The sequence below is a fragment of the Streptomyces sp. NBC_01171 genome (assembly GCF_045039805.1).
Classification (GTDB): Bacteria; Actinomycetota; Actinomycetes; order Streptomycetales; family Streptomycetaceae; genus Streptomyces.
On sequence record NZ_CP108609.1, the window covers coordinates 430,982 to 455,543 of the forward strand.

The 24,562-nt window shown below is 73.0% G+C and carries 23 protein-coding genes; 13 read left to right on the forward strand and 10 right to left on the reverse strand.

Annotated features, from left to right (window positions below):
* Positions 1-160 precede the first annotated feature (160 nt).
* Entirely contained in the window at positions 161-1,777 is a 1,617-nt protein-coding gene (locus tag OG448_RS01960) for a multicopper oxidase family protein (protein ID WP_405551030.1), read from the forward strand.
* A 49-nt stretch (positions 1,778-1,826) separates the two neighbouring features.
* On the opposite strand, the gene OG448_RS01965 is transcribed toward OG448_RS01960, so the two are convergent.
* Positions 1,827-2,375 carry an RNA polymerase sigma factor gene (locus OG448_RS01965; protein ID WP_405551031.1) on the reverse strand — a complete coding sequence of 183 codons (549 nt, stop codon included), beginning with the start codon at positions 2,373-2,375 and terminating at the stop codon, positions 1,827-1,829.
* Positions 2,376-2,422: 47 nt separating this feature from the next.
* Here OG448_RS01965 and OG448_RS01970 point away from each other — a divergent pair, with 47 nt between their 5' ends.
* The 4 genes from OG448_RS01970 (at position 2,423) to OG448_RS01985 (ending at position 6,559) form a co-directional block, all read left to right on the forward strand.
* Positions 2,423-3,799: a serine/threonine-protein kinase gene (locus OG448_RS01970; protein WP_405551033.1), complete on the forward strand. Its 1,377-nt coding sequence runs from the start codon at positions 2,423-2,425 to the stop codon at positions 3,797-3,799.
* A gap of 188 nt (positions 3,800-3,987) precedes the next feature.
* Positions 3,988-4,692: a DUF4232 domain-containing protein gene (locus OG448_RS01975; RefSeq protein ID WP_405551035.1), complete on the forward strand. Its 705-nt coding sequence runs from the start codon at positions 3,988-3,990 to the stop codon at positions 4,690-4,692.
* A 91-nt stretch (positions 4,693-4,783) separates the two neighbouring features.
* Positions 4,784-6,037, forward strand: a complete 1,254-nt coding sequence (locus tag OG448_RS01980; protein WP_405558634.1) for an arsenic transporter — start codon at positions 4,784-4,786, stop codon at positions 6,035-6,037.
* A 30-nt stretch (positions 6,038-6,067) separates the two neighbouring features.
* Complete coding sequence (locus OG448_RS01985; protein WP_405551037.1) at positions 6,068-6,559, forward strand: universal stress protein; 492 nt, start codon at positions 6,068-6,070, stop codon at positions 6,557-6,559.
* 9 nt (positions 6,560-6,568) lie between these two features.
* On the opposite strand, the gene OG448_RS01990 is transcribed toward OG448_RS01985, so the two are convergent.
* A complete protein-coding gene (locus tag OG448_RS01990) occupies positions 6,569-8,380 on the reverse strand; it encodes a ricin-type beta-trefoil lectin domain protein (RefSeq protein ID WP_405551039.1) in 1,812 nt (603 codons plus the stop codon).
* Positions 8,381-8,675: 295 nt separating this feature from the next.
* Here OG448_RS01990 and OG448_RS01995 point away from each other — a divergent pair, with 295 nt between their 5' ends.
* Positions 8,676-9,497 (forward strand): endo alpha-1,4 polygalactosaminidase, encoded by an 822-nt coding sequence (locus OG448_RS01995; RefSeq protein WP_405558636.1) that lies wholly within the window; start codon positions 8,676-8,678, stop codon positions 9,495-9,497.
* 5 nt (positions 9,498-9,502) lie between these two features.
* On the opposite strand, the gene OG448_RS02000 is transcribed toward OG448_RS01995, so the two are convergent.
* The 3 genes from OG448_RS02000 to OG448_RS02010 are packed head-to-tail and all read right to left on the reverse strand — an operon-like array spanning position 9,503 to position 11,478.
* Entirely contained in the window at positions 9,503-10,012 is a 510-nt protein-coding gene (locus tag OG448_RS02000; RefSeq protein WP_405551040.1) for a flavoprotein, read from the reverse strand.
* Between the two features lie 22 nt (positions 10,013-10,034).
* Positions 10,035-10,235: a ferredoxin gene (locus tag OG448_RS02005; RefSeq protein WP_405551042.1), complete on the reverse strand. Its 201-nt coding sequence runs from the start codon at positions 10,233-10,235 to the stop codon at positions 10,035-10,037.
* Between the two features lie 13 nt (positions 10,236-10,248).
* On the reverse strand, positions 10,249-11,478 hold the full coding sequence (locus tag OG448_RS02010) for a cytochrome P450 (RefSeq protein WP_405551044.1): 1,230 nt from the start codon (positions 11,476-11,478) through the stop codon (positions 10,249-10,251).
* A gap of 363 nt (positions 11,479-11,841) precedes the next feature.
* Here OG448_RS02010 and OG448_RS02015 point away from each other — a divergent pair, with 363 nt between their 5' ends.
* Positions 11,842-12,291 carry a nitroreductase family deazaflavin-dependent oxidoreductase gene (locus OG448_RS02015; RefSeq protein ID WP_405551047.1) on the forward strand — a complete coding sequence of 150 codons (450 nt, stop codon included), beginning with the start codon at positions 11,842-11,844 and terminating at the stop codon, positions 12,289-12,291.
* A 75-nt stretch (positions 12,292-12,366) separates the two neighbouring features.
* On the opposite strand, the gene OG448_RS02020 is transcribed toward OG448_RS02015, so the two are convergent.
* Positions 12,367-13,386, reverse strand: a complete 1,020-nt coding sequence (locus OG448_RS02020) for a cation diffusion facilitator family transporter (protein ID WP_405551050.1) — start codon at positions 13,384-13,386, stop codon at positions 12,367-12,369.
* Between the two features lie 101 nt (positions 13,387-13,487).
* On the opposite strand from OG448_RS02020, the gene OG448_RS02025 reads away from it, so the two are divergent.
* Together OG448_RS02025 and OG448_RS02030 are read left to right on the forward strand one after the other, a co-directional pair.
* Positions 13,488-13,805, forward strand: a complete 318-nt coding sequence (locus OG448_RS02025) for a DUF4235 domain-containing protein (RefSeq protein ID WP_405551051.1) — start codon at positions 13,488-13,490, stop codon at positions 13,803-13,805.
* Between the two features lie 185 nt (positions 13,806-13,990).
* Positions 13,991-14,359 (forward strand): anti-sigma factor antagonist, encoded by a 369-nt coding sequence (locus tag OG448_RS02030; protein WP_405551052.1) that lies wholly within the window; start codon positions 13,991-13,993, stop codon positions 14,357-14,359.
* Here the strand turns inward: OG448_RS02030 and OG448_RS02035 are convergent.
* Positions 14,356-15,309 carry a ribose-phosphate diphosphokinase gene (locus tag OG448_RS02035; RefSeq protein ID WP_405551055.1) on the reverse strand — a complete coding sequence of 318 codons (954 nt, stop codon included), beginning with the start codon at positions 15,307-15,309 and terminating at the stop codon, positions 14,356-14,358. The genes OG448_RS02030 and OG448_RS02035 overlap by 4 nt on opposite strands.
* Before the next feature lie 257 nt (positions 15,310-15,566).
* On the opposite strand from OG448_RS02035, the gene OG448_RS02040 reads away from it, so the two are divergent.
* The 3 genes from OG448_RS02040 to OG448_RS02050 all read left to right on the forward strand — a co-directional run bounded on the left by OG448_RS02040 (position 15,567) and on the right by OG448_RS02050 (position 18,209).
* Positions 15,567-16,187, forward strand: a complete 621-nt coding sequence (locus OG448_RS02040; protein ID WP_405558638.1) for a DUF4230 domain-containing protein — start codon at positions 15,567-15,569, stop codon at positions 16,185-16,187.
* A gap of 84 nt (positions 16,188-16,271) precedes the next feature.
* Positions 16,272-16,856 carry a VanZ family protein gene (locus OG448_RS02045; RefSeq protein WP_405551058.1) on the forward strand — a complete coding sequence of 195 codons (585 nt, stop codon included), beginning with the start codon at positions 16,272-16,274 and terminating at the stop codon, positions 16,854-16,856.
* A gap of 117 nt (positions 16,857-16,973) precedes the next feature.
* Positions 16,974-18,209: an RICIN domain-containing protein gene (locus OG448_RS02050; protein WP_391295918.1), complete on the forward strand. Its 1,236-nt coding sequence runs from the start codon at positions 16,974-16,976 to the stop codon at positions 18,207-18,209.
* Here the strand turns inward: OG448_RS02050 and OG448_RS02055 are convergent, their stop codons facing one another.
* Positions 18,210-18,476, reverse strand: coding sequence for a hypothetical protein (locus OG448_RS02055; protein WP_405551061.1), 267 nt, complete (start codon positions 18,474-18,476; stop codon positions 18,210-18,212).
* A 122-nt stretch (positions 18,477-18,598) separates the two neighbouring features.
* Between OG448_RS02055 and OG448_RS02060 the strand changes: the two genes are divergently transcribed.
* Positions 18,599-19,636, forward strand: a complete 1,038-nt coding sequence (locus OG448_RS02060) for a PHP domain-containing protein (RefSeq protein WP_405551063.1) — start codon at positions 18,599-18,601, stop codon at positions 19,634-19,636.
* A gap of 152 nt (positions 19,637-19,788) precedes the next feature.
* Here OG448_RS02060 and OG448_RS02065 read toward each other — a convergent pair whose 3' ends face one another.
* Both OG448_RS02065 and OG448_RS02070 read right to left on the reverse strand, forming a co-directional pair.
* A complete protein-coding gene (locus OG448_RS02065; RefSeq protein WP_405551064.1) occupies positions 19,789-21,078 on the reverse strand; it encodes an ROK family transcriptional regulator in 1,290 nt (429 codons plus the stop codon).
* A 115-nt stretch (positions 21,079-21,193) separates the two neighbouring features.
* Positions 21,194-24,367, reverse strand: a complete 3,174-nt coding sequence (locus OG448_RS02070) for a cytochrome P450 (RefSeq protein WP_405551067.1) — start codon at positions 24,365-24,367, stop codon at positions 21,194-21,196.
* Between the last annotated feature and the right edge of the window lie 195 nt (positions 24,368-24,562).

Consider the following 24,562-nt stretch of genomic DNA (forward strand, 5'->3'; position numbering starts at 1 on the left):
CCCTCACGGTACCGCGAGGGTACTCACCCGTAAATCGAGCCAGATCAGCCGTCCGCTCCCCCGGTACCCAGGGGTTCTGACACCTCGCCGGGCCGACACCAGCAGACGCGCCGCCCCCAGATCCATCACATATGAGCACAAAAAGTGTCTTATTTCCTACATGCATACACCTTCGCGGCGTACTCTCCTCCGTGTCCCGCTCGCTGCCGCGGGCGCGGGACTCCTGGCCGCCTGCTCCGACTCCGGTCCCCGGCCCCGTCCCGGACCGCGCGGCACGATGATGGCGGCGGGGAACTTCGTCCCGCCGGGGCCCGCGGGTTACGTCGAACCGTCGGGACCGGAGGTCCGGGCGGCCGAGCGCCGGCGCGGCTCGGGCCGGGTGCGCATGTTCACGCTGACGGCCGGTGAGACCACGCTGGACCTGGGCGGCCGGTCGGTGCGCACCTGGGCGTACCAGGACGCGCTGCCCGGACCGCTGGTGCGGGCGACGGCCGGTGACGTGCTGAGCATCACGCTCGCCAACCGGCTGCCGGAGACCACCACGCTCCACTCGCACGGCGTCCGGCTGCGCTGCGACATGGACGGCGCGCCGGGCCTCACCCAGGATTCCATCCCGGCCGGAATGGACTTCAACTACCGCTTCACCGTCGCCCACCCGGGCACCTACCTCCTGCACAGCCACGTCGGCATGCAGCCGGACCGGGGCCTGTACGCGCCGCTCGTGGTGGACGACCCCCGGGAGCCGCTGAAGTACGACAAGGAGTGGGTGGTCGTCCTCGACGACTGGGTGGACGGCGTCGACGGCTCCACCCCGGAGAAGGTGCTGCAACAGCTCAAGCCGGGCGGCGGCATGGCAATGATGGGCCCTGAGCGCCCGACCGCCCACCCGCACGAGCACCCGAAGTCGGCGATGCCTCACCTGCCGAAGAACACCGGCCCGGACCGCATGCTGCACGGGACGAAGAGCCGCATCCTGGACGGGGTCGGTGGCAACGTCTCGTACCCGATCTACCTGATCAACGGGCGCCGGCCGGGCGCGCCGACCTCGTTCAAGTGCCGTCCCGGCGAGCGGGTGCGGCTGCGGATCATCAACGCGGGCTCGGACACCGCCTTCCGGGTGGCGCTCGGCGGCCACAAGCTGACGGTGACGCACACCGACGGCTACCCGGTCCAGCACCGGGAGACGGACGCGCTGCTGGTCGGCATGGCGGAGCGGTACGACGTGCTGATCACGGCCAAGGACGGGGTGTTCCCGCTGGTCGCGCTGGCGGAGGGCAAGACCGGGCAGGCGCTCGCGGTGCTCCGCACCGACAACGGCAGAACCGTTCCTCCTGCGGGTGTGAAGCTGCCGGAGCTGGACCGCGAGGTGCTTCCGGCGCGTCGGCTGGTGCCCGCCGACTCCGTCGCTCTGGACCACCGCGAGCCGGACCGCGAGATGCGGATCAGGGTCACCGGCACTATGGAGAAGTACGACTGGGGCTTCGACCACAAGCAGTACGACGTGCGCGAGCGGCACGCGGTGCGCGCCGGGGAGCGGGTGCGGTTGACCCTGATCAACGCCACCGACATGTGGCACCCGCTGCATCTGCACGGCCACACCTTCGCGCTGACCGGCATCGACGCGGTGGGCGCCCGCAAGGACACCGCCGTGGTGCTCCCCCACCGCAAGCTGGTCATCGACTTCGACGCCGACAACCCCGGTCTGTGGATGCTGCACTGCCACAACCAGTACCACTCGGAGAGCGGCATGATGACGATCCTCGGCTACAAGAAGTGAGCAGGCCCGCGCGGGTGGCCCGTAACCCCAGGGCCGCCCCGGTGGCGGGTCAGTGGGCGCGCAGCCAGGGCCTTACCAGCCTGCGGGCCTCGTGCAGCCGGGACTTCAGGGTGCCCAGCGGGATGCCCGCGCGTTCGGCGGCCTCGGCGTACTCCAGTTGGCACAGGTCGCGGTAGACCAGCGGGGCGACCAGGTGCGGGTGCTCGCGCTCCAGCCTGTCCAGCGCCTCCAGCAGGTCGATCCGTGAGCCCGCGATGACGCTGGTGGTGCGCGGGTCGGCGGGCTCCGGCAGCTCGGCGGGGGCGGCCTGTTCGGCGGCCCGCCGCTTCAGCTCGCGGTACTTCTGGCGGCAGCAGTTGGCGACGACCGTGTAGAGCCAGGTGCTGAAGCGGCTGCGGCCCTCGAAGCCGCCGATGTGCCGGGCCACCTGGAGCAGTACGTCCTGGGCGGCCTCCTCGGCGTCCTCCCGGCAGGGCAGGAAGCGCCCGCAGCGGCGCACCACCTCCGGCCGCAGCTCGGTCAGCAGCCTCTCCAGGGCCGCCCGGTCCCCCGCCGCCGCCAGGCGGGCCAGCTCTTCGGCCGTCGCGGCGTCCGGCACGTCGGCTCTCCCCTCGAAGTCGATCTCGGGCCAGGCATGATAGTCGTATGCACCCCCCGGAGCGGATCGGCCGGTACCGCCTGCAACGGCGCCTGGGCAGCGGCGCGTTCGCCACGGTGTGGCTCGCCCACGACGACGAACTGGACGCCCTGGTGGCCGTCAAGGTGCTCGCCGACAACTGGTCGCATCGGCTCGATGTGCGCGAGCGCTTCCTCTCCGAGGCGCGGCTGCTGCGCCGGGCCGGGTCCAGCCGGGTGGTGCAGGTCTACGACATCGGTGAACTGGACGACGCTAGGCCGTACTTCGTCATGGAGTACGCCGACGGAGGCACCCTCGCCGACCTGTGCGCCGACGGCCCGCTGCCGGTGCCCGAGGCGCTGGAGCTGACGGCGCTGGCCGCGCGGGGCGCCGCCGCGCTGCACGAGGCGGGGATCGTGCACCGGGACATCAAGCCGACCAACCTGCTGCTGCGCACCGCCCCGGACGGCGGGCGCCGGCTGCTGCTGGCCGACCTGGGGCTGGCCAAGAGCCTGGCGCAGGCGTCGGCGCTGACCCTCGCGGCGGGTTCGGCGGGCTACCAGCCCCCGGAGCAGGCCGAGCCGGGCGCGGGCATCGACGAGCGCGCCGACGTCTACAGCCTGGGCGCGGTGGGCTACGAGCTGCTCACCGGGACCGTACCGGGCCCGCCGGGCAAGGTGGTGCCGCCGAGCCGCCTGCGGCCGGACCTGGACCCAGGCGTGGAGCGGGCGGTGCTGCGGGCGCTGGAACCGGACCGGGAGCGGCGCTGGCCGTCCGCGCGGGCGTTCGCGGACGAGCTGGACCGGCTGGCGGCGGGTCCCGGCCGGGCACGGTGGTCCGGCGCGGTACGGGGCAGACGCGCGCTCCTCGCGGTCGCGGCCGCGGTGGCCCTGGTGGCGGCCGGGAGCGCGGTGACGCTGGTGCTGCACCGGCCGGCCGGGGGCGCCGACGCGGCGCGGGTACGGGACGCCTCCGGGCGTATCGCCGTTCAGGTGCCCGCGGGCTGGGACCGGGAGCTGCGCGACTCCGGGTGGGACCCGCGCGCCCTCGGGCTGTCCGGCGGGCCGGAGCCGGGGCTGGTGGTCGCCGACGACCTGTCCCGCTGGTCCGACCTCGGCGAGCCGGTGAACGGCGTCTTCGTCGGCGTGGGCGAGGGGGATGTCACCGGCCGGGTGGACGCGCTGGCGCATTCCGGCTGCCGGGCCGCGGACCGGCGCGCGTTCACGGGGTCCGGCTGGCGCGGCACGGTCCGGGTGTGGAGCGGCTGCGCGGGCGGAGGCTCGGTCACGGAGTCCGCGTTGCGCCGCTCGGACGGCGCGCACGGCCCGCAGGTCTACGTACAGGTGCGCCAGCACGGCGACCCGGAGGCCACCGACGGCATACTCCGCTCACTCCGGGTCACCTGATCGGGGGGAACCCTCGTCCGGCGTGGCGGGGAGGCCCCGGTGAGCGGAGACTTCTTCGGGCGCGGAAGTTTTTTCCTCCTCGTCCCGAACTTTTCCGCCGGACGGCGCATCGGAAGCTGTGACGGCGCATCCGGCGCCGGCGGCACGCGGACCCCACGTGCCGTGGATTACAGGGAGGCTTGTGCGACATGGCGAACTCATCCCCGGCCAGGCGGCGCGGGACCCTGCTCGTGGGCTCCGCCGCCGTACTGGGCCTCCTGACCGCCTGCGGCAACGGCGACGTGGGCGCGGCACCGGCGAAGACGGTGTCCGGCTCGGCGGCCCCCGCGACCGAGACCTCGAGCCCCGCCGAGTCCACCGGCTCGCCCGCCCCCGCCGACACGCCCTCCCCGGTGACCCAGAGCGGGGGCACCACGACCCCCAGCTCGGCGCCGGACACGGCGACCAAGACCGTCAAGCCCGACAGAGCCAAGAGCACCCGCTGCCACACCTCGGAGCTGCGGGCCGCCGTGGGTCGCAACGATCCGGGCGCCGGGCAGGAGAACTTCCCCGTCGTCCTCACCAACAAGTCGTCCCGCACCTGCACCCTGCGCGGCTATCCGGGCGCGGCCTTCGTGAACGCCTCCGGCACCCAGCTCGGCCGCGACCCGGAGCGCACCTCGGGCTCCCCGGTGACGGTCACGCTCCGCCCCGGCCAGAGCGCCTGGGCCGGGCTGACCTTCTCCAACCCGCAGGTCAGCGGCGCGAAGTCGGAGAAGCCGGCCTCGCTGGTGGTGACCCCGCCCGATGAGCGGGACCCGCTGAAGGTGACCTGGGCGGGCGGTCCGGTGCCGGTCTCCGGGAACTCGTCCTCGGTCCGCCTGACCGTCTTCGCCCCCGGTTCGGGCGCCTGACCCGACACAGCGGCGCCGGGTCCCGGTCGGCCCGGCGCACCGGCGTCTGTTTTCATGAGCGGGCACATCACGACCGGTCCGGAGGATCGCCCTGAACACCCCGCTCGCCGAGGCCCTGTCGGCCGTCCTGCTCGTCGCCGTGCTCGCCTGGGCGGTGGTACGGCCCTTCGGTCGGACGGAGGCGGTGCTCGCGGTGCCCGCCGCCGGTATCGCCATCCTCACCGGCGTCATCTCCCTGGACCATGCCCGCGACGAGGTGGCCCGGCTGGGCCCGGTGGTGGGGTTCCTGGCGGCGGTACTGGTGCTGGCCCACTTCTGCGACGTCGAGGGCCTGTTCCGGGCCTGCGGGGCGTGGATGGCCCGCTGGTCGCGCGGGCGCCCGGTGCGGCTGCTGACTGCGGTGTTCGCGCTGGCCTCGGTGATCACGGCCGTACTGAGTCTGGACGCGACGATCGTGCTGCTCACCCCGGTGGTGTTCGCCACGGCCGCCCGCTCCGGCGTCCGCCCCAAGCCGCACGTCTACGCGTGCACGCACCTGTCGAACACGGCGTCACTGCTGCTGCCGGTGTCCAATCTGACGAACCTGCTGGCCTTCGCGGCGAGCGGGCTGTCCTTCACCCGGTTCGCGGCGCTGATGGCGCTGCCGTGGCTGGCCGCGATCGGCGTGGAGTACGTGGTGTTCCGGCGCTTCTTCCGCCGCGACCTGTCGGCGGCGGCGCCGGCCGCGCGGGACACCGGCGAGGAGCCGCCGCTGCCGGTGTTCGCGCTGGTGACCGTGGGCTGCACGCTCGCCGGGTTCGTGGTGGCGTCGGCGTTCGGTGTCGATCCGGCCTGGGCGGCCGCGGCGGGGGCGCTGGTGCTGGCCGGGCGGGCCGTGGTGCGGCGGCAGGCCTCCCCGCTGTCCGTGGTGCGGGCGGCCGCGCCGCCGTTCCTGGCGTTCGTGCTGGCGCTGGGCGTGGTGGTGCGGGCGGTCGTGGACAACGGGCTCTCGGACGCGCTCGGGCATCTGCTGCCGTCCGGGAGCGGGCTGCCCGCGCTGCTGGGAATCGCCGCGCTGGCCGCCGTACTTGCCAACCTGATCAACAACCTGCCCGCCGTGCTGGTGCTGCTGCCGCTGGCCGCGCCGGGCGGGGCGGGCGCGGTGCTGGCCGTGCTGCTGGGCGTGAACATCGGCCCGAACCTCACCTACGCCGGTTCGCTGGCCACCCTGCTGTGGCGGCGGATCGTGCACCAGCACGACGAGGGCGTGGACCTCGGGGAGTTCACCCGGCTCGGCCTGATCGCCGTGCCCTTGGCGCTGGCGGTGTCGGTGGTGGCACTGTGGGGGGCCCTGCGGATTCTCTGACGGGGTGGCGTGGACCGAGGAGGACATCGGATGCGTGCGGTCGTCTGGCTCGTCGAGGGCACCTGGCCCGCCTGTGTGGACGCCGTGCGCGTGCACGCCCCGCACGCCCGTGAGGTGGTGCTGCTGCATGTGTCGGGGCCCGAGGTGCCCGGTGTGGCGCACGGCGCGTTCGCGGGGCTGATGGGGCGAGGGCGGGCCCGGGAGGCCGATCCGGGCGACCGTCTTCAGGCCCTCGGCGACGGCTCGGCGGCAGAGCTGCTGCACGCGGCCGCCGAACGCCTGGGCCGCCCCTGCGTACGCGAGGAGCGGTCGGGCCGGCCGGAACGCGAGGTGATCGCGGCGGCCGAGGGCGCGGGCCTCCTCGTCCTGGCCCGGGACGGCGACCGCTCCCGTCTCGGCCCCCACAGCCTGGGCCCCGCGGCGCGCTTCGTCGTCGACCACGCGCCGTGCCCGGTCCTCCTGGTCTGGCCCGAACAGGCCCCGGGCCTGGGCACGATCCCACCCCCGCCGCACCACCACTGAGGTACAGGCTCAGCGGTGCCGGCCTCCGTACCCACCGCCCCCGTACCGGCGCCCGTCTCCCCCACCGTCCCAGCCGCAGCGGTCCCGGTACGAGGAGCAGGTGTCGTCGTCCGTCGCGCTGGGGGTCGGACCGGCGGTCGGCGTCGGCGTGGGAGTGGGGGTCGGTGCCGGGCTCGCGGAGTGCTCGGTCGGGGTCGGCTTCGCCGGGGTGCGGTGGGCCGGGGCCGTCGGGGTGCCCTTGTCCCAGTTGACGACCTCCATCTGCGGGTCGTTGCCGGCGGTGTCCACGACCCAGCGCTGGACGGCGGTCTCGGCGCGGTTCTTCAGCACCAGCGCGCCGGAGCCGTCCGTGGCGGCCGGGGTGAGGGCGAGGTTCTGGTTCCAGCGGGGCACCAGGGTGCCCTGGAGGGTGAAGTCGTAGCGGATGAAGCGGCCGTCGGTGCCGGTGGCCGAGCAGGGGGCGAGCCGGATCGAGTAGCCGAGGCGGGAGTCCAGGCAGAGCGCGGGCGCCGCGTCGCTGCGCAGCCGCCCGTCCGCCTCGTACCGCCAGCGCTGGCCGGGGGCCGAGGAGCAGGTGACGACCTCGGTCTCGGCGCCCTCGACGGCCTTCTTCGCGACGATGCCGACGCAGCGCCCGGAGGCCACGTTGTGCAGCCGTCCCCGGACGGTGGGCCGGTTGCCGTCCGCGCCCGCCCAGGACGGCTGCGGCGCGGGCTTGGAGGTGGCCGGTGCCGGGGACGGGGTGGCGCCGTGGGCGGTGGCGGGGCCGTCGTCGGAGCCGAGCACCGACCACAGCACCAGGGGCAGTGCGACGAGGGCGCCGACGGTGGCGACGGCGAGCGAGACATTGCGGCGCCGGACTCGCCGGGCCGCGCGGTGGGCGATACGGCCGACGGGAGCCCGGGTCGCCTCGGTGGGTGGCGACGGGGGGACGAATTCCTCGCCGCCGGCGGGCAGGGGCGCCGCCGGTGCGGGCGGTGCGGCGCTGTCGTCGGCGCGGGCGGCGAGGTAGGCGGCGGCGCCCCAGCCGAGCACGGCCTCGGCGAGCGCGAGGGCGAGTCCGTCGTTGAAGCGGGCGAGCTGGTCGGCGGTGCGGGCGCAGTGGCCGCAGCCGTCGAGGTGGCCGCGCAGGTCCGGGTCCATGGCGAGGCCGCCGCCGCGCCGGAAGGTGACGTCCAGCATCCGCAAGTAGCGTCCGCACTCGGCGTCAGGGGCGAGTTCGCGGTGGGTCTGCAGACACTCCTCGCGCAACCGCTCGCGGGCGCGGCCGAGTTCGACGGCCGTGCTCTCCTCGTCCAGCCCGAGCAGCGCGGCGGGCACGGCCAGGGGTTCGCCCTCGACCTCGGTGTGCCAGAGCACGGCGCGGGAGGGCTGGGGCAGCCGCTGGAAGGCGCGGGCCAGCAGCCGTCGGCCGGGCGCCGGGAGCAGCCGGGCGGCGGCGCGCTCCCCGCTCGCCGGGTCGGGCCGCAGGGAGGGGTGCAGGAGTCCCTGGCGGCCGTCGCTGTCCCACTCGGCGGCGATACGCCGTACGGTGACCAGGAGTTGGGGCCGCCAGGCGGCGGACGGGCCGGCCTGGCGCAGCGACTCGCCGAAGAGCCGGGTGAACGCGGCCGTGGTCAGCATGCCGGCCGCGCGCGGCCCGTCGGTGCACAGCCGGGCGTAGGCGAAGGCGGCGGCCCAGTGCCGGTCGAGGAGTTCACCGACGGGGTGGAGGGCGGACGTCGATCCCGTCCACTTCTGGAGTTCCGCGCTGAGTTCGCCGTCGGAGATACCGAACGGCCCGGCGGAATCCTGGGAATTCGACGGCCCTTCGCCCTTCACGCGCTATTCCTCCAGAATCCACACGAAATCAGGTCCGTACCAACCGGCAGGACGGTGGACGAGGTGACATCAAGTCCCGTTCGGTAAAGGGAAATCACTCCCCGCCACGGAGACGCACACTTTCGCACAGGGCGACAGGGGGGAACAAGAGATCTCCCGTCGGAAAACGGCTTCACGGGAGATCTTTGACCCATATTCAGTGGACGCGAAATCGTTGACACATCAAAAAGTCCGGACGGGCATTTACGGGCACGGTCCGGGCCCCGAGTTGACGAGGTCCGGGCCGCCAGGTTGGATCATCCGGGTGCCGACCGAGACGAGCCCGCGTGGCGGGAGCCGAGCCGTTCTCCTCGCCCTCGCGCTGCTCCTCACCGGCTGCGGCACCGGGAACCGCCCGGCACCGGAAGCACCCGAACTGCCGCCCAGGCACGCCGGGTTCGACTACCAGATCGGCGGCGCCTATCCGCCGCCCGCAGGCGTCCGCGTCGTCACCCGTGACCGCGCCGACTCCCTCGCGAAGGGGCTGTACAACGTCTGCTACGTCAACGCTTTCCAGGCCCAGCCGCAGGAGCGTGCCGACTGGCCGGCCGACCTGCTGCTGCGCGACCGCGCGGGCCGGGTCGTCATCGACGAGGACTGGGACGAGCCCCTGCTCGACATCGGCACCCCGGCCAAGCGGGAACGGATCGCGGACCGGGTGAACCGCTGGACCGACGGCTGCGCGGAGCAGGGCTACGACGCCATCGAGCCCGACAACTACGACAGCTACACCCGCTCCCGCCGCCTGCTCACCCCCACCGACGCGACCGCCTTCATGCGCCTGCTCACCCGGCACGCGCACACCCGCCATCTGGCCGTCGGCCAGAAGAACACCCCGGAGCTGGCCGATGAGCGCAAGAGCGCCGGTCTCGACTTCGCGGTGGCCGAGGAGTGCGGCCAGTACGACGAGTGCGGGACCTACGCCCGCGCGTACGACGACCGGGTGCTGGACATCGAGTACACCGACGACGGCCTGCGCAAGGCGGTGGCCGGGTGGGGCTCGCGGCTCAGCATCGTCCGCCGCGACCTGGACGTCTCCACACCGGGCGAGGCGGGGTACGTACGCCGGACGGACTGACGTCCTCAGGGGCGATCCAGCAGCTCCAGCCCGCGCGTCCACGCGAATCCGCCCGGCACCCTTCCCTCACCGAAGCGCACGCCGAGCCCGCGCAGCCGGGTCAGGCTCTCCTGGTAGGCGGGGTGGGCGGCCAGCGCCTCGCCCACGCTGGGCAGCACCGCGATCGGCACGCCGAGCCCCAGCGCCTCGCACAGGGTGCCGACGGCCAGGGTGTCCGCGATGCCCGCGGCCCACTTGTTGAGGGTGTTGAAGGTCGCCGGGGCCACCACGACCGCGTCCGGCGGCGGGAAGGGGCGCGGGTCGGCCGGTGAGCGCCAGGCGGAGCGGACCGGGCGCCCGGTGCGGGACTCGGTGCCGGGCGCGTCGAAGAAGCCGTTCATCGCCGCCGGGGTGGCGATCACGCCCACCTCCCAGCCCCGCTCCTGGGCCTCGGCGATCAGCGTGCCGACACCGGAGGCGACCCCGGCCGCGCAGACGACGACGTAGAGAAAGGGTTTCCCGGCGAGTTCGGTCACCGGGAAACCCTATAAGCAGCGGTCAGCTCTCGGTGATGGTGATCGCGCCGACCGGGCAGGCGCGGGCTGCCTCCCGGAGCATGGGGCTGCCCGCCCCGTCCGTGGCGCCGGGCAGCAGCGTGCTGTACCCGTCGTCGTCCTGGGTGAAAACGCTCGGGGCGGCCAGTGTGCACTGGCCCGCGCCGATGCAGAGGTCCTTGTCGATCTCGATGTCGGTGTGCATGGAGAGAAGCCTCTTACCAGGTCACGGGGAGTTCCAGCATCCCCTGGATCGTGTCGCCGGGCTTGAACGGGATCTCCTCGGCCGGGACCGCGAGGCGCAGGCCGGGCAGCCGGGCGAAGAGGGTGCCGAGGGCGATCTCCAGCTCCGCGCGCGCCAGGTTCTGGCCCAGGCACTGGTGGATGCCGAAGCCGAAGGCGACGTGGTGGCGGGCGGAGCGGCCGAAGTCGAGGGCGTCGGGGTCGGCGTACACGGAGTCGTCGCGGTTGATCACCGAGGTGGAGAACATCACGCCCTCCCCGGCCCGGATGGTGACCCCCTCGATCTCGATGTCGTCGACGGCCACCCGGAGCAGGCCGTCGGCGATGGACAGCATCCGCATCAGCTCCTCGACGGCCGTGGGCAGCAGCGCGGGGTCGGCGCGCAGCTCGGCCAGCCGGTCGGGGTGCTGGAGCAGGGTGTAGGTGCCCAGCGAGATCATGTTGGCGGTGGTCTCGTGCCCGGCGACGAGCAGGATGACGGCGAGCGAGACGACCTCGGCCCGCTCCAGCGCGCCCTCGCTGAGCTGCTTGTGGACCAGGTCGTCCAGCACCCCCTTGCCCGGCTCGGGGTGACCGGCCTTGGCGTCGATGAGACCACCGAGGTAGGTCTCCAGTTCCTTGCGGGCGTTCTGGCTGTCGTCGGCCGTCGGCCCGCGCAGCAGCTTGCGGGACTGCTCCTCGAAGAACTCGTGGTCGGCGTACGGCACCCCGAGCAGGTCGCAGATGACCATGGACGGCACGGGCAGCGCGAAGGCCGACACCAGCTCGGCCCCGGGCCCCCGTTCGATCATCGCGTCCAGGAGGTCGTCGACGATCTTCTGGATGGCGGGCCGGAGCGCGGCGGCGCGTTTGACCGTGAACGACGGGATCATCATCCGCCGCTGGATCTGGTGCTCGGGGTCGTCCAGGCCCAGCAGGGCGACCCGGCGGTCCCGTACGCCCGCGAACCGAGCGGTGGGGATCGGGAACTCCGGGCGGCGCCGGTCGCTGGAGAGCCGGGGGTCGGCGAGCAGCGCGCGGGCCGCGGAGTGCCCGCTGACGGCCCAGACCTCGCGGCCGTCGTACAGGGTGACGCGGGACACGGGCCCGCCCTCGCGCAGCGGGCCGTACCCGGTGGGCGGGTGGTAGGGACAGGTGCGGTCCTGCGGGAAGGCGACGGGATCGGCCGCCTTCGCCGGGCCGGTGGTGTCCGTCAGTTCCGTCATGGATGGACCTCGCAGACGAAGAAGTACCTCGAACCGATCTTCATTAGATGCCCGGGGCACCTATGGGGCGACGGCAAGTTCGGCCAGATCGGCGACCCGTGGGATCTGGCCGAAGAAGCGCGTCCGCCTGAGGTGTCCGGGCACCGGAATCCGGTCGTCCGACGCACATCGGTCCTCCCAGTGTCGTCGCGTACGCCCCTTTTCGGCCACCCCCGGCCGGGGACGGGCCGAGAGATCCGGCTATTCACCCGCGTGGCCCAGAGGATGCGCGGTACGGATGATTCCGGCGGCCCCCGGTGTTGCGGTGGACCGCAGGCGTGAAGCCGTCGGCATGACGAGAGACGACGTGAAGGGGACGAAGCCATGCCTCTTGAGGGCGAGTACGAGCCGAGCCCGGAGCAGTGGGTACGCGATCAGGTCGAGCTGTACGAGAGCTCCGGCGGGACGGAAGGGACGACGCTGCGCGACACCGGACTGCCGGTGATCGTGCTGACCACGCGCGGCAACCGCAGCGGCAAGCTCCGCAAGACGCCGCTGATGCGGGTGGAGCACGACGGGAAGTACGCGGTGGTGGCCTCCGTGGGCGGCGCCGCGAAGCACCCGGTCTGGTACTTCAACGTCAAGGCCGACCCGACGGTCGAACTCCAGGACGGGCCGGCCAAGCGGGAGATGCGCGCCCGTGAGGTGAAGGGCGACGAGAAGGCGCAGTGGTGGGAGCGGGCCGTCGCGGCCTACCCGCCCTACGCGGAGTACCAGGAGAAGACCGACCGGGAGATCCCGGTCTTCGTCCTGGAGCCGGCCGACGCGAGCTGAACGGCAGCCGGGGGACGGTTCACGTATCTCCCGCGTACGGCGGGTGTGAACCGTCCCCCGGAGGGCACGCGGAGGTCAGGCCCCGCCGCGCTCCCCCGTCGCGGCGGGGCTTTCGTGTGCGTCGCGCGGGGCGTGGTCGCGGTCGGTGACGTCGAGGAAGATCTGCCCGGCGTCCGGGAACATCTCGGCGACGGACCGCTTGATGCGGACGGCGACCTCCTCGACCTCCTCGCTGTCCATCCCCGGCACCAGGTCGATGCGGGCGGCCACGAGGGCGGAGTCGATGCCGGTCTTCATCGTGAACAGCGCCTCCACGCTGTCGATCTCCGGCTGGGCGCGCAGCAGTTCCCGTATCCGGCCGGTCAGCTCGGGGTCGGCGGCCTCGCCGATGAGCTGGTCGCGGGCGTCGCGGCCGAGCCGGTAGGCGACGTAGACCAGCAGGGCGCCGATCAGGATCGACGCACAGCCCTCCCACAGGGCCTGACCGGTGAGCATGTGCAGCACCATGCCGACGGCGGCGAAGGTCACGCCGAGCACCGCCGTGCCGTCCTCGGCGAGCACGGTGCGCAGCGCGGGGTCCTGGACGTCGCCGACGCCCTCGCCCTGCCGGTGCGCCTGGCGTACCGCCCGGATCAGGGACAGCCCCTCGGCGACGAAGGCGACGCCGAGCACGATGAGGCCCGCGATGTAGCCGCTCAACTTCTCCTCGCTGCCGCCCTTGATGGCCTCGAAGCCCTGGAAGAAGGAGAAGCAGCCGCCCATGACGAAGATGCCGACCGCGGCGAGCAGGGACCAGAAGAACCGTTCCTTGCCGTAGCCGAAGGGATGGCGGGCGTCCGGCGGGCGGCGGCTGCGGCTCAGCGCGGCCAGCAGGAACACCTCGTTCAGGCTGTCGGCCACGGAGTGCGCGGCCTCCGACAGCAGGGCGGGCGAGCCCGCGAAGATCCCGCCGACGGCCTTGGCCACCGCGATCACCAGGTTCGCGGCGAGTGCCACGAGGACGGTGACGCGGGTGTGTCCGTCGGACTTGGCGGCCTCCTGGCCGTCGCTGTGGCCGGTCGTCGTTTCCGGCTGCTTTTCCGAAGTAGCGCTCACCTGACGCCAATGCCCCCGGCGGGAAGGATCACACGGGCCCGGACGGGGGAGGTCGGGGGCTCTCCGGGGAGGGGGCGGCCCCGGTGAGGAAGGAGTGACACATGGCGAAGAAGAACAAGAACATGAGCAAGATCAAGGCCCCCCTCATGCACAAACCGGTGGGCTTCGCGCTGAGCTGGTCGGGCGGTGCGCTGGCCGGGCTGGCCTTCCGGAAGGCGTGGATGGTGATCCGGCACGAGGAGGAGGCGCCCGACCCGCTGGACCCGGACCGCGGCTGGGGCGAGATCCTGCTGGCGGCGGCCGTGCAGGGCGCGATCTTCGCGGTGGCCCGCAGCGTGGTCGACCGTACGCGCGCCAAGGCGGTCGCCCGCTCCACGGGGACCTGGCCGCACCCGAACGCGGCTCCGGCCAAGCACTGAACCACCCGGCCGGCAGCGGGGTCAGGGACAGCGAGCCGATCACAAACACACAGATTCGAACCGGCTACGTCAAACCCGAAGACATATGTCAAGCGAACATGCTCAAATTCCTCCTGTCGAGCTGGTCGCCACGCGGCGCGGGTCCGTCGCGGGCGCGGGTGGGACGGGTGGGAGGTGGTGCCGTCGTGCGGGAGGAAGCCACCCCGCTCAGCCGGCATCTGCGGGTGCGCGAGGAGCACGGGCACACGGTGCTGGAGTTACGGGGTGAGATCGACATCGCCTCGGCGGCGGAGATCTCACCCCTGCTGGACCGGCTCACCGGCCGCGAGCGCGCACGGGTGGTGCTGGATCTGCGCCCCGTGGAGTTCTTCGACTGCTCGGGGCTGCGCCTGGTCAGCCGGGCCCGGCACCGCGTCCTGGAACGCGGCGGCCGTCTCCACCTGGTCTGCGTCCACCCCCTGACCCTGCGCGTCCTCGGGGTCACGGGCCTGACCCGCGTCCTGCCCCCGCACCCGGACCTGGAGTCGGCACTGCTGGCCGGCGACGAGTCCTAGGCTTCCGCCGGCTGCTCGAACAGCGCGCTCACCGATTCCCCGTCGTGGATGCGCCGCACCGCCTCCGCCAGGGCCGGCGCGATGGACAGCACCCGGAGCTTGTCGGTGCGCTCGTCCTCCGGGACCGGCACGGTGTTGGTGCAGACGATCTCCAGTACGTCCGGCTGCTCGCCCAGCCGCTTCAGCGCTCCCGCCGCGAACAGCCCGTGGGTGCAGGCGACCCGGATCGAGCGCGGGCCCAGCTCCCGCAGTCGGTCCAGCAGTTCGAGCACCGTACTGCCTTTGGCGATCTCGTCGTCCAGCACGATCACGTCCCGGCCGGTGATGTCACCGATCACCGAGCTGATGCTGACCCGGTCGTCCGCGAACCGCTGCTTGGCGCCGGCCGCGACCCGGGCGCCGAGCCGCCGGGCGAAGGCGGCGGCCTCCTTGGCGTTGCCGAGGTCCGGGGAGACGACCGTGGTGCGCGAGAGGTCGTACTGCCGGAAGTGCGCGGCAAGTTCCCTGAGTGCGTGCAGGTGGTCGACCGGCACCGAGAAGAAGCCGTGCACCTGCGGGGCGTGCAGGGTCATGGTGAGGACCCGGCTCGCGCCCGCCGCCACCAGCAGGTCCGCGACCAGGCGGCCGCCGAGCGAGATGCGGGGCGTGTCCTTCTTGTCCGAGCGGGCGTAGGAGTAGTGCGGCATGACGACGGTGATCCGGGCCGCCGAGGCGCCCCGGGCCGCGTCGCACATCATCAGCAGTTCCACCAGGTGCTCCTGCACCGGCCGTACCAGCGGCTGGATCAGGAACACGTCCCGTTCCCGGCAGTTGGCCTGGAGCTGCACCTCCAGGCAGTCGTTGGCGAACCGGCTGACCCGTGCCGGGCTGAGCGTGACGCCCAGGTGCGCGCACACCTCCTCGGCCAGCCGGGGGTGGGCGCTGCCGCTGAAGACGGCGATGTCTCGCACGATCCGCTCCTCGCATGATCGGTACGGGCTGGGCGGCCATGCTACCGGCCACCTCCCGCCCGGCCCGGACGGCAGGCGTGGCGGATCTCGTACGGAAGCGGCAGGGGTACGTACGTCAGCGGCGGGGGATGGTCAACTCGCTTGCCTGTTCGCTTACTTGGTGGGCATCCGAGGAGGGGGAAGGGAGAACCGTGGAGAAGACGACTACGGCCGGCAGGACGACTCCGGTCAACGAGCGGCCCCGGCGGGTGCCGGTAATGGTGAAGGTGCTGGCGGGCATCGCCCTGGTGCTCGTGCTGCTGTTCGCCGGGATACGGCTGGCCGTGCTGCCCGGCATCAAGGACCTGTTCGGCACCGAGTCCCGCGACCGCTCGGGCCCGGCGCTGCTCCAGTCCATCCAGGACATGAGCCGGTACCAGGCCGCCTCGGGCAACTTCCAGGTCGTCGTGGACCTGGAGAAGAACGCCAAGTACCTGCCCGACGCGCTGCGCGGCACCCGCACCCTGTACGTCGGCGCGGGCACCGTGGACGCCTATGTGGACCTCGGCAAGGTCGGCGAGAAGGACGTGACGGTCAACGACGACCGCACCTCCGCCGTGCTGAAGCTGCCGCACGCACAGCTCGGCAAGCCCGCGCTCGACCCGGACCGCTCCTACGCCGTCTCCAAGCAGCGCGGCCTGCTCGACCGGCTGGGCGATCTGTTCTCGGACAACCCCAACGGCGAGCAGGCGGTGCAGAAGCTCGCCGTCAAGCACATCGGCGAGGCCGCCCAGGAGAGCGAGCTGACCGCGCGCGCCGAGTCCAACACCACCGGCATGCTCCAGGGCCTGCTGCGCTCCCTCGGCTTCAAGGACGTACGCGTGTCGTACGACTCCTGACGTCCTGCCCGGTCCGGCATCAGCGGCCGTTTACCGGGCACTCGCTGCTTCTCACGGGGATGTTCACGACTGGAGGACCACCGCATGGCTCGTACCGCCCTACGCCTGCCGACCGTACTGCGCACCCCTTGGCGGCGGGAGCGCCTGGAGAAGACCGAGCCGGAGCCGGCTCCCCGGTCGGAGCCGGTGGTGGCGGAGCGCAAGCCGCTGCCGCTGCCGATCCGGCTGCCGATCATGCTGCTGGCGTTCGTGTTCATGGTGGCCTTCGCCATCGCGCTGGCCCGGATCACCCTGGAGCCGTCGCCCGCGTCGGAGGCGCTGACGCACAGCAACATGCGGCCGGGCAACTCCCTGAAGGCGTACTTCGACTACGGGACGGTGCGCGACACCCTGAAGCAGATCGGCGGCAACGTGCTGCTGGGCGTGCCGTTCGGCGTGCTGGTGCCGGTGCTGGCTCCCCGGGCGCGGGGCATCCTCCAAGTCCTGTTCCTGACCGCGCTGGTGATGCTGATGGTGGAGCTGACCCAGGGCGCGCTGATCACCGGGCGGGCGTTCGACATCGACGACGTCATCCTCAACACCGCGGGTGCGCTGCTGGGTTGGCTGCTGCTGGGGCGCCGGCTGGGGCGGGCGGTGCACGCGCGGCGGCCCAAGGTCGTGGAGGAGTGAGCGTCCTCAGCCGGTTTGTCCGAGCGGTCGATGACTGGTCTGTACCAAGGTATTGACGACCCTGGCCCCGGTCTCTACAACAAGAGGCGTCACTCCCCCCATGTGAAACGGAGAGTCATGGCATCCCCACGCCTGCTCCGCAGATGCCTCCTCGCCGCTCTCTCCGCCGCGCTGGTCGGCGCGGCGGCCGTCGGTCCCGCGAGGGCCGATACGGCCGCCGCACCGGCCGTCGCGGCGGCGACGTTCTCGGACTCCTTCGACGGCCCGGCGGGCTCCGCCGTCGACGGCTCCAAGTGGACGCTGGAAACCGGAGACAACGTCAACAACCACGAGCGGCAGTACTACACCTCGGGCACCAAGAACGCGGCGCTGGACGGCCAGGGTCACCTGGTCATCACCGCTAAGCGCGAGAACCCGGCGAACTACCAGTGCTGGTACGGCAGTTGCCAGTACACCTCGGCTCGGCTGAACACCTCGGGCAAGTTCAACGCGCAGTACGGGCATGTCGAGGCCCGGATGAAGATCCCGCGCGGGCAGGGCATGTGGCCCGCGTTCTGGATGCTGGGCACGCCGGTGAACTGGCCGGACTCGGGTGAGATCGACGTGATGGAGAACGTCGGCTTCGAGCCCTCCACCGTGCACGGCACCATCCACGGCCCCGGCTACTCGGGCTCGGGCGGCATCGGCGCGGGCTACTCGCTGCCGAACGGGCAGGCGTTCGCGGACGCCTTCCACACCTACGCGGTCGACTGGGCGCCGGACTCCATCACCTGGACGGTGGACGGCAACGTGTACCAGCGGCGCACCCCGGCCGACCTGGGCGGCAAGACCTGGGTGTTCAACAAGCCGTTCTTCCTGATCCTCAACCTGGCGGTCGGCGGCTACTGGCCCGGCGACCCGGACGGCTCGACGCAGTTCCCGGCGCAGCTCGTCGTGGACTCGGTGTCGGTGACCACGAGCGGCGGCTCGACGGGCGGCAACGCCATCCGGGGCCTGGCCGGCAAGTGCGTGGACGTGGCCGCGGCGAACTCCGCCAACGGCACCCCCGTACAGCTCTACGACTGCAACGGCTCGGCGGCCCAGCAGTGGACGGTGGGCTCGGACGGCACGATCCGCGCGCTCGGCAAGTGCCTGGACCTGAAGGACAACGGCACCGCGGACGGTACGCCCCTGCAACTGTGGGACTGCGCGGGGAGCCCCAACCAGAAGTGGGTGGTGTCCTCGGCCAACGACATCGTCAACCCGCAGGCCAACAAGTGCCTGGACGTGACGGGCGCCAACTCGGCCAACGGCACCCGGCTCCAGCTCTGGACCTGCAACGGCACCGCCGCCCAGAAGTGGACGGTGGGCTAGTCAGCCCTGGCCTCGCCTGGCGCCGCGCACCCGCCAGGTGAACTTGTCGCCGCCGACCCAGCGGACCACGTCGGGGTCGTCCAGATCGTGGATGACGATGCCGCGGGCGGCGGCGGCCTCCAGCACCCCCGTGATGGACGTGACCTCGCCGATCACCTCACCGTCGATCTCCATGACCCGGAAGGGCGGCGACCCCGGCTTGCCCTGACAGACCCCGAGCACCCGGATGCGCGGATTGGACATGTACGGAGCTGATTGTTCGGTCATGTCTTAGAGCCTAGAACGCGAGGAGCGCGGGCGGCTCGTCCGCACGGGCCGTCCGGGCGCCGCCGTGCGGTGACCGCGCCGGTGGGCAACCCTGGAGGTCCGTACGGAGCAGAATGGTGGCCATGGAACCCGTCGCGGCGCTGGACCGGATCGCCTTCCTGCTGGAGCGCTCGCTCGCGCCCACCTACCGGGTGCGGGCGTTCCGCACGGCCGCGCGCGTGCTCAGGGACCTCCCCGAGGACGAGATCGCCCGGCGGGTCTCCACGGGGACGCTCCAGACGCTGAAGGGGATCGGCCCGAAGACCGCGAAGGTGGTCGAGGAGGCGGTGGCCGGGGAGACGCCGGCCTATCTGCGCTCGCTGGAGGAGGACGCCGGTGGCCCGCTGACGGCGGACGGCGGCGAGGAGCTGCGGGCGCTGCTGCGCGGCGACTGCCACACCCACTCGGACTGGTCGGACGGCGGCAGCCCGATCGAGGAAATGGGCTGGGCCGCGGCCGAGCTGGGCCACGAGTGGACCGCGCTCACCGACCACTCCCCCCGCCTCACCGTGGCCCGCGGCCTCTCCCCGGAGCGGCTGCGCGAGCAGCTCGACCTGATCGAGACGCTGAACGAGCGCTGGGCGCCGTTCCGGCTGCTCACCGGCATCGAGTGCGACATCCTGGACGACGGCTCGCTGGACCAGGAGCCGGAGCTGCTGGACCGGCTGGACGTCGTGGTGGTGTCGGTGCACTCCAAGCTGAAGATGGACGCGGCCGCGATGACCCGCCGGATGGTGGCCGCCGTGTCCGATCCGCACGCCGACGTGCTGGGCCACTGCACCGGCCGGCTGCTCACCGGGCGGGGGCGGCCCGAGTCGGCTTTCGACGCGGACGAGGTGTTCGCCGCGTGCGCCGAGGCGGGCACCGCTGTCGAGATCAACAGCCGTCCGGAGCGGCTGGACCCGCCGAAACGGCTGCTGCGCAAGGCGGTGGACGCCGGGACGCTGTTCTCCATCGACACCGACGCGCACGCGCCGGGCCAACTGGACTGGCAGATCCTCGGCTGCGCCCGCGCCGAGGAGTGCGGGGTGCCCGCCGGGCGGGTGGTGAACACCTGGACGGCGGACGAGTTGCTGGACTGGACCCGCGAGGGGCGGGTGCCCGCGGCTGACCGCGCGTGACCCGGATCACCTCGCCGTGCGGGAACGCCCGTCCGTGGTTGTCCGTTGAACCAGACGTGGACGCGGGCCCGACCTGACCTGGACCCCGTCCGCTGATGGACCGCCCCGGTCGTGATTCCCCCGTCACGGCCGGGGCATCTTCGTGTCCCCGGTCAGCGCGGGGCGCGCTCGTCCAGCGCGGCCCGCCAGGCGGGCGGGCGGTCCTCGGGTACCGGTTCGGCGCGGCGGCCGCCCCGGGTGAAGAAGTCGGCCAGCGGCAGGATGGCCGCGCCCACGGTGACCGCGTCCGGGCCGAGCCGCCCCAGGTCGATGGTGACCCGGTCCGCCGGGTGCCGTAGCGCGTAGGTGGCCGCGTGCCGGCGTACGGCGGGCAGGAAGCGGGTGCCGAGCTGGAGTCCGGCCCAGCCACCGATGAGGATGCGCTCGGGCTGGAAGAGGTTGATCAGGTCGGAGAGGCCCGCGCCCAGGTACTCGGCGGTCTCCTCCAGCACGGCGAGCGCGACCGGGTCGGGTTCCGCGTCCCCGGCCGGGTAGGCGGCGGCGAGCATCGCGGTGAGCGCGGTCTCCTCGTCGGTGCCCTCGGGCGGGCGTCCGCCCTCCTCGCGCCAGCGGGCCAGCAGCGACTCCGCGCCCGCGTACGCCTCCAGGCAGCCCGGCGCCCCGCAGCGGCAGCGGCGCCCGCGCACCCGTACCGTCAGATGCCCCCACTCCACCGCGCGGCCGTGCTCCACCTCGGGGGTGACCAGGCAGGCGCCGACGCCGGAGCCGAAGAGCACCACCAGGGCGTTGCGGGCGCCGCGCCCGGCGCCGAACCACATCTCGGCCTGGCCGAGCGTCTTGGCGCCGTTGTCGATGAAGTACGGCACGCTCTCGGGGAGCCCGGAGGTCGCGCGGAGCAGCCGCTCCAGCGGGACGGCGTCCCAGCCGATGGTCTGGCCGTGCACCACCGCGCCCCGGTCGGCGGTGTGCTCCACGATGCCGGGCACGCCCACCCCGACACCGAGCAGCCGCTCGGGTCTCGCGCCCTCCGCGGCCAGGACCTCGGCGACGCCGTCCCGGATGTGACCGGTGATGTCGTCCACGTCGTAGCCGGGCCGGGTCAACGGGCGCTCGGCGCGGGCGAGTTCGGTGAGGGCGAGGTCGAACAGCTCGACACGGACGCGGGTCTCGCCGACGTCCACGCCGATCATCTGGCCGCTGTGCGGGGCGACCCGGAGCAGGGTGCGGGGGCGGCCGCCGTCCGAGTCGACGCTGCCGGCCTCCTCCACGAGTCCGTCCGCGATCAGGTCGGCCACGACGTTGCTCACCGAGCCGGAGCTGAGTCCGGTGGCCGGGCCCAGTTCGAAGCGGCTGAGGGGGCCGTCGAAGTACAGCCTGTGCAGCACGGCCGTGCGGTTGCCCCGCCTCAGATCGCGTACCGTGCGCCCGTTCCGCCCCGCCATGTGGCCCCTTCCGACCCGTGCCCGGCCTGCAACATACCCTTCGGAACAGGCCGGGCACGACTTCGCGGGCCCCCTTATTTCATGCTGTGAGATTTCCAGGAGCCGCAGGTGCGGCTCAGCCGGCCGCGTACACGTCCTCCACATAGCGGCCGGCGCCGACCAGCTCGTCCAGCCAGCGCGTCGCCGCCGCCTCGTCCGCGCCCGGGGTGCGGTCGCGGTACAGGGTGCGGAACGCCTCGCGGACGCCGGGCGCCATACGGGCGCCGTCGCCGCAGACGTAGACCCGCGCTCCGGCGCCGAGCAGCTTCCAGACCTCGTCGGCCTCGGCGGCGATGCGGTGCTGGACGAACTGGACGCCGTCGACGGGAGCCGCGCTGAAGGCGGGGCGCAGCGAGACGGCTCCGGCGCTCTCGGCGGCGCCCAGTTCGGCCGCGTGCAGATAGTCGGCGTCGGGGGCGTCGCAGCCGAAGTAGAGCAGCGCGGGCGGGAGTTCGGCGCCCTGGGCGCGGGCGGCGGCCCGGTCCATGACCACTCCGCGGAACGGGGCGAGGCCGGTGCCGGCCGCGATCAGCACGACGGGGGTGGAGGTGTCGGTGCGGAACGCCTCCCGGCAGGGCTGGACGCGGGCGTACACCGTGTCGCCGGGTTTCACGCCGGCCAGGTGTCCCGAACCGGTGCCCCGGTAGCGGCCGTTGCCTGAGCGCGCGGGGGCGTCGAGCACGGAGACCATGAGGTCGGCGTGGCGCGGGTCGGTGGCCGGGGAGGAGGAGATGGAGTAGTGGCGCGGGCGCAGCGGGGTGAGCAGGTCGAGCAGGCGGGGCCAGTCGAGCGCCTCGCGCAGGGCGGGGTGGTCCTCCAGGAGTTCGAGCAGGGTGCGCGGGTCGTCGCCGGTGAGGGCGGCGAGGGCGGCGCGCTCGGGCGGGCAGGGGTTGGCGGCGGCGAGGAGTTCGCGCTGGCGGGCGGTGGGCCGCTCCTGCAACTCGACGTGCCGGGTCAGGAGTTCGCGCACGGTGAGCGGGCGGTCCACGGCGAGGCCGTCACGGCGCGGGCGGGTGGCGCGGATGTCGAGCACCGTGTCGGGGTCGGCGCCGAGCGCGGCGAGGGCCCGCTCCACGACCTCGGGGGCGTTGACCGGCAGCACGGTGAGGTGGTCGGCGGTGCGGTAGGTGACTCCGTCGGGCAGGGCGACGCGCAGGAACCGCTTCACGCGCGGGTGTCCGGGCGCGGTGAGGTCGTACGCCTCGGTGACGGTCATCGGGACCAGCTCGTGCCGCTCGGCGAGGGCGTCCAGCGGGCCGCCGGTCAGGGCGCGGACCTCGTAGGCGGTGTCGGGCTCGTCGGCCGGGGCGGTGGCGTCGGGGTCGCCGTACTCGGTGAGCAGGGCGGTGCGCAGCGCGGCGGTGTAGTCGCGGACGGCGCCGGTGAGGTCGCCGGAGGCGTCGGCGGCCGCGCGCGGGGTGAGCCGGGTGGCGCCCAGGTCGGCGAGGCGGGCGTCGATGCGGGTCGGCATGTGCTGGTAGGTGGCGGCCCAGTTGCGGTCGCCGACGCCGAGCACGGTGTAGGTGACGCCGGTGAGGTCGTGGTCGGCCTCCAGCCAGGCGGCGAAGGCGACGGCGTCGTCGGTGGGGCGGCCGTTGTAGGAGGCGGCGGCGATGACGACGGGCCGGTCGGTGGGCAGGCCGTCGGCGTACGCGTCCAGCGGGGCGACCTCGGTGGCGCAGCCGAGCGCGGCGGCCTCGTCCGCGAGCTGTCCGGCGAAGTCGCGGCAGGTGCCGTAGTTGCTGCCGTGCAGGAACAGGGCGGCGGTGCCGGGGCGGACCCGGGCGGGGAGCGCCTGCGCGTCGGTGTCCTCGGCGGCGGTCACGGCGGCGGCGCCGGGCAGCGGGTAGTGGACGCGGTCGGCGTCGGTGCGCGGGGTCAGGGTGAGGGTGAAGCCCTCGGGCTTGAGAGTGAGGGTCTCCTTGATGTCCAGCGCGTAGTCGGCGTGGTCGTGCAGCCGGTAGCGGTGGACCAGCATGGCGAGCAGCATGGTCGCCTCGTGCAGCGCGAACTGCCGCCCGATGCAGGCGCGTTCACCGGTACCGAAGGGCTTGAAGGCGTGCACCGGGCGGGCCGCCTCCGCCTCGGCGGTGAAGCGGTCGGGGTCGAACAGCTCGGGGTTGTCGCCCCAGACGGGCTGGCGGTGCAGCATCGGCACCAGCACGCTGACGGCCTGCCCGGCGCGCAGCGGCACCCGCCCGCCGAGCAGGGTGTCCTCGCGGGCCTCCCGGCTGAAGGCGGCGGCGGTCGGCCACAGCCGGAGCGCCTCGTTGAGCACCTGGCGGGTGTAGGTGAGCCGGCCGATGTCGTCGTACGACGGCTCGGGGTCGGCGGCGTCGCCCCACAGGGCGTCGGCCTCGCGCTGGACCAGGCGGAGCGCGGTGGGGTGCTTGGCCAGGTAGTACAGGGCGAAGGACATCGCGCCGGAGGTGGTCTCGTGGCCGGCGATGAGGAAGGTGATGACCTGGTTACGGATGTTCGCGGTGTCCAGGGTGGTGCCGTCGGCGGGGTGCTGGGCGGTGAGCATCAGCCCGAGCAGGTCGGCGGCCTCGCTCTGGTCGGTGCCGGTGCGGGCGGCGATGACCTCGTCCACGACCCCGGCGAGGTAGTCGGCGTCCCTACGGAAGGCGGCGTCGGCCTCGGTGTAGTCGCCGCCGGGCACGCGGGCCAGGCGGGTCATGCTCCACTCCAGGCAGCGCACCATCGACTCGACGAAGGGGTGCGGCTCGGCGCGCTCGAAGGAGCCGAAGTCGTAGTCGAACCCGGCGAGGCCGATGGTGTCGAGCGTCATGCGGGTCATGTCGTCGGGGACGTCGACCGGCTGCCCGGCGCGGGCGGAGCGGTCCCATGCCTCGATGAGCCGCCGGGCCACCTTCAGCATCACCGGGTGGTAGGCGCGCATGGAGCCGAGCGCGAAGGCGGGCATCAGGATGTCGTGGGCCTTGGCCCAGTTCGGCTCGTCGTTGTACGCGGTGAACAGGCCGTCGGCGGCGAAGGCGCGCACGTTCTCCAGCGCGGGCCCGATGTGCTTGGTGAACCGGTCCTCGTCGGCGAGGTCCGCGATCAGGTCGGCGTCGGCGACGAACAGCGCGTCGCGCCCGTGCAGGCGGCGCACCAGCACCGGCCCGTGGGTCCGCATCAGCTCCATGACCTGCTGGATGGGAGTGCGGGTCGGTCCGATGGCGGAGATGTCGACGACCGGCACGCCGGTGAGTGCGGGGGGCTCGGGGTGCGGTGCGGTGGGGGGCATGGCGCGGCAACTGCCTTTCGCGGGGCGGGGACTGGCGATTCGCGTGGGGTGGCTGGCATCTTCCAGCGTGCTCCAGCGGCGGGGCGCGCCCGCGCCCGGTCACTACACGAACGTGCAGTGGAAAGTGGGCGCGGGCCCTTGCGCACCGGCTCCGGTGTACGCCCTGAGTTGCCGCTGACCTGGGTTTTCGTCTTG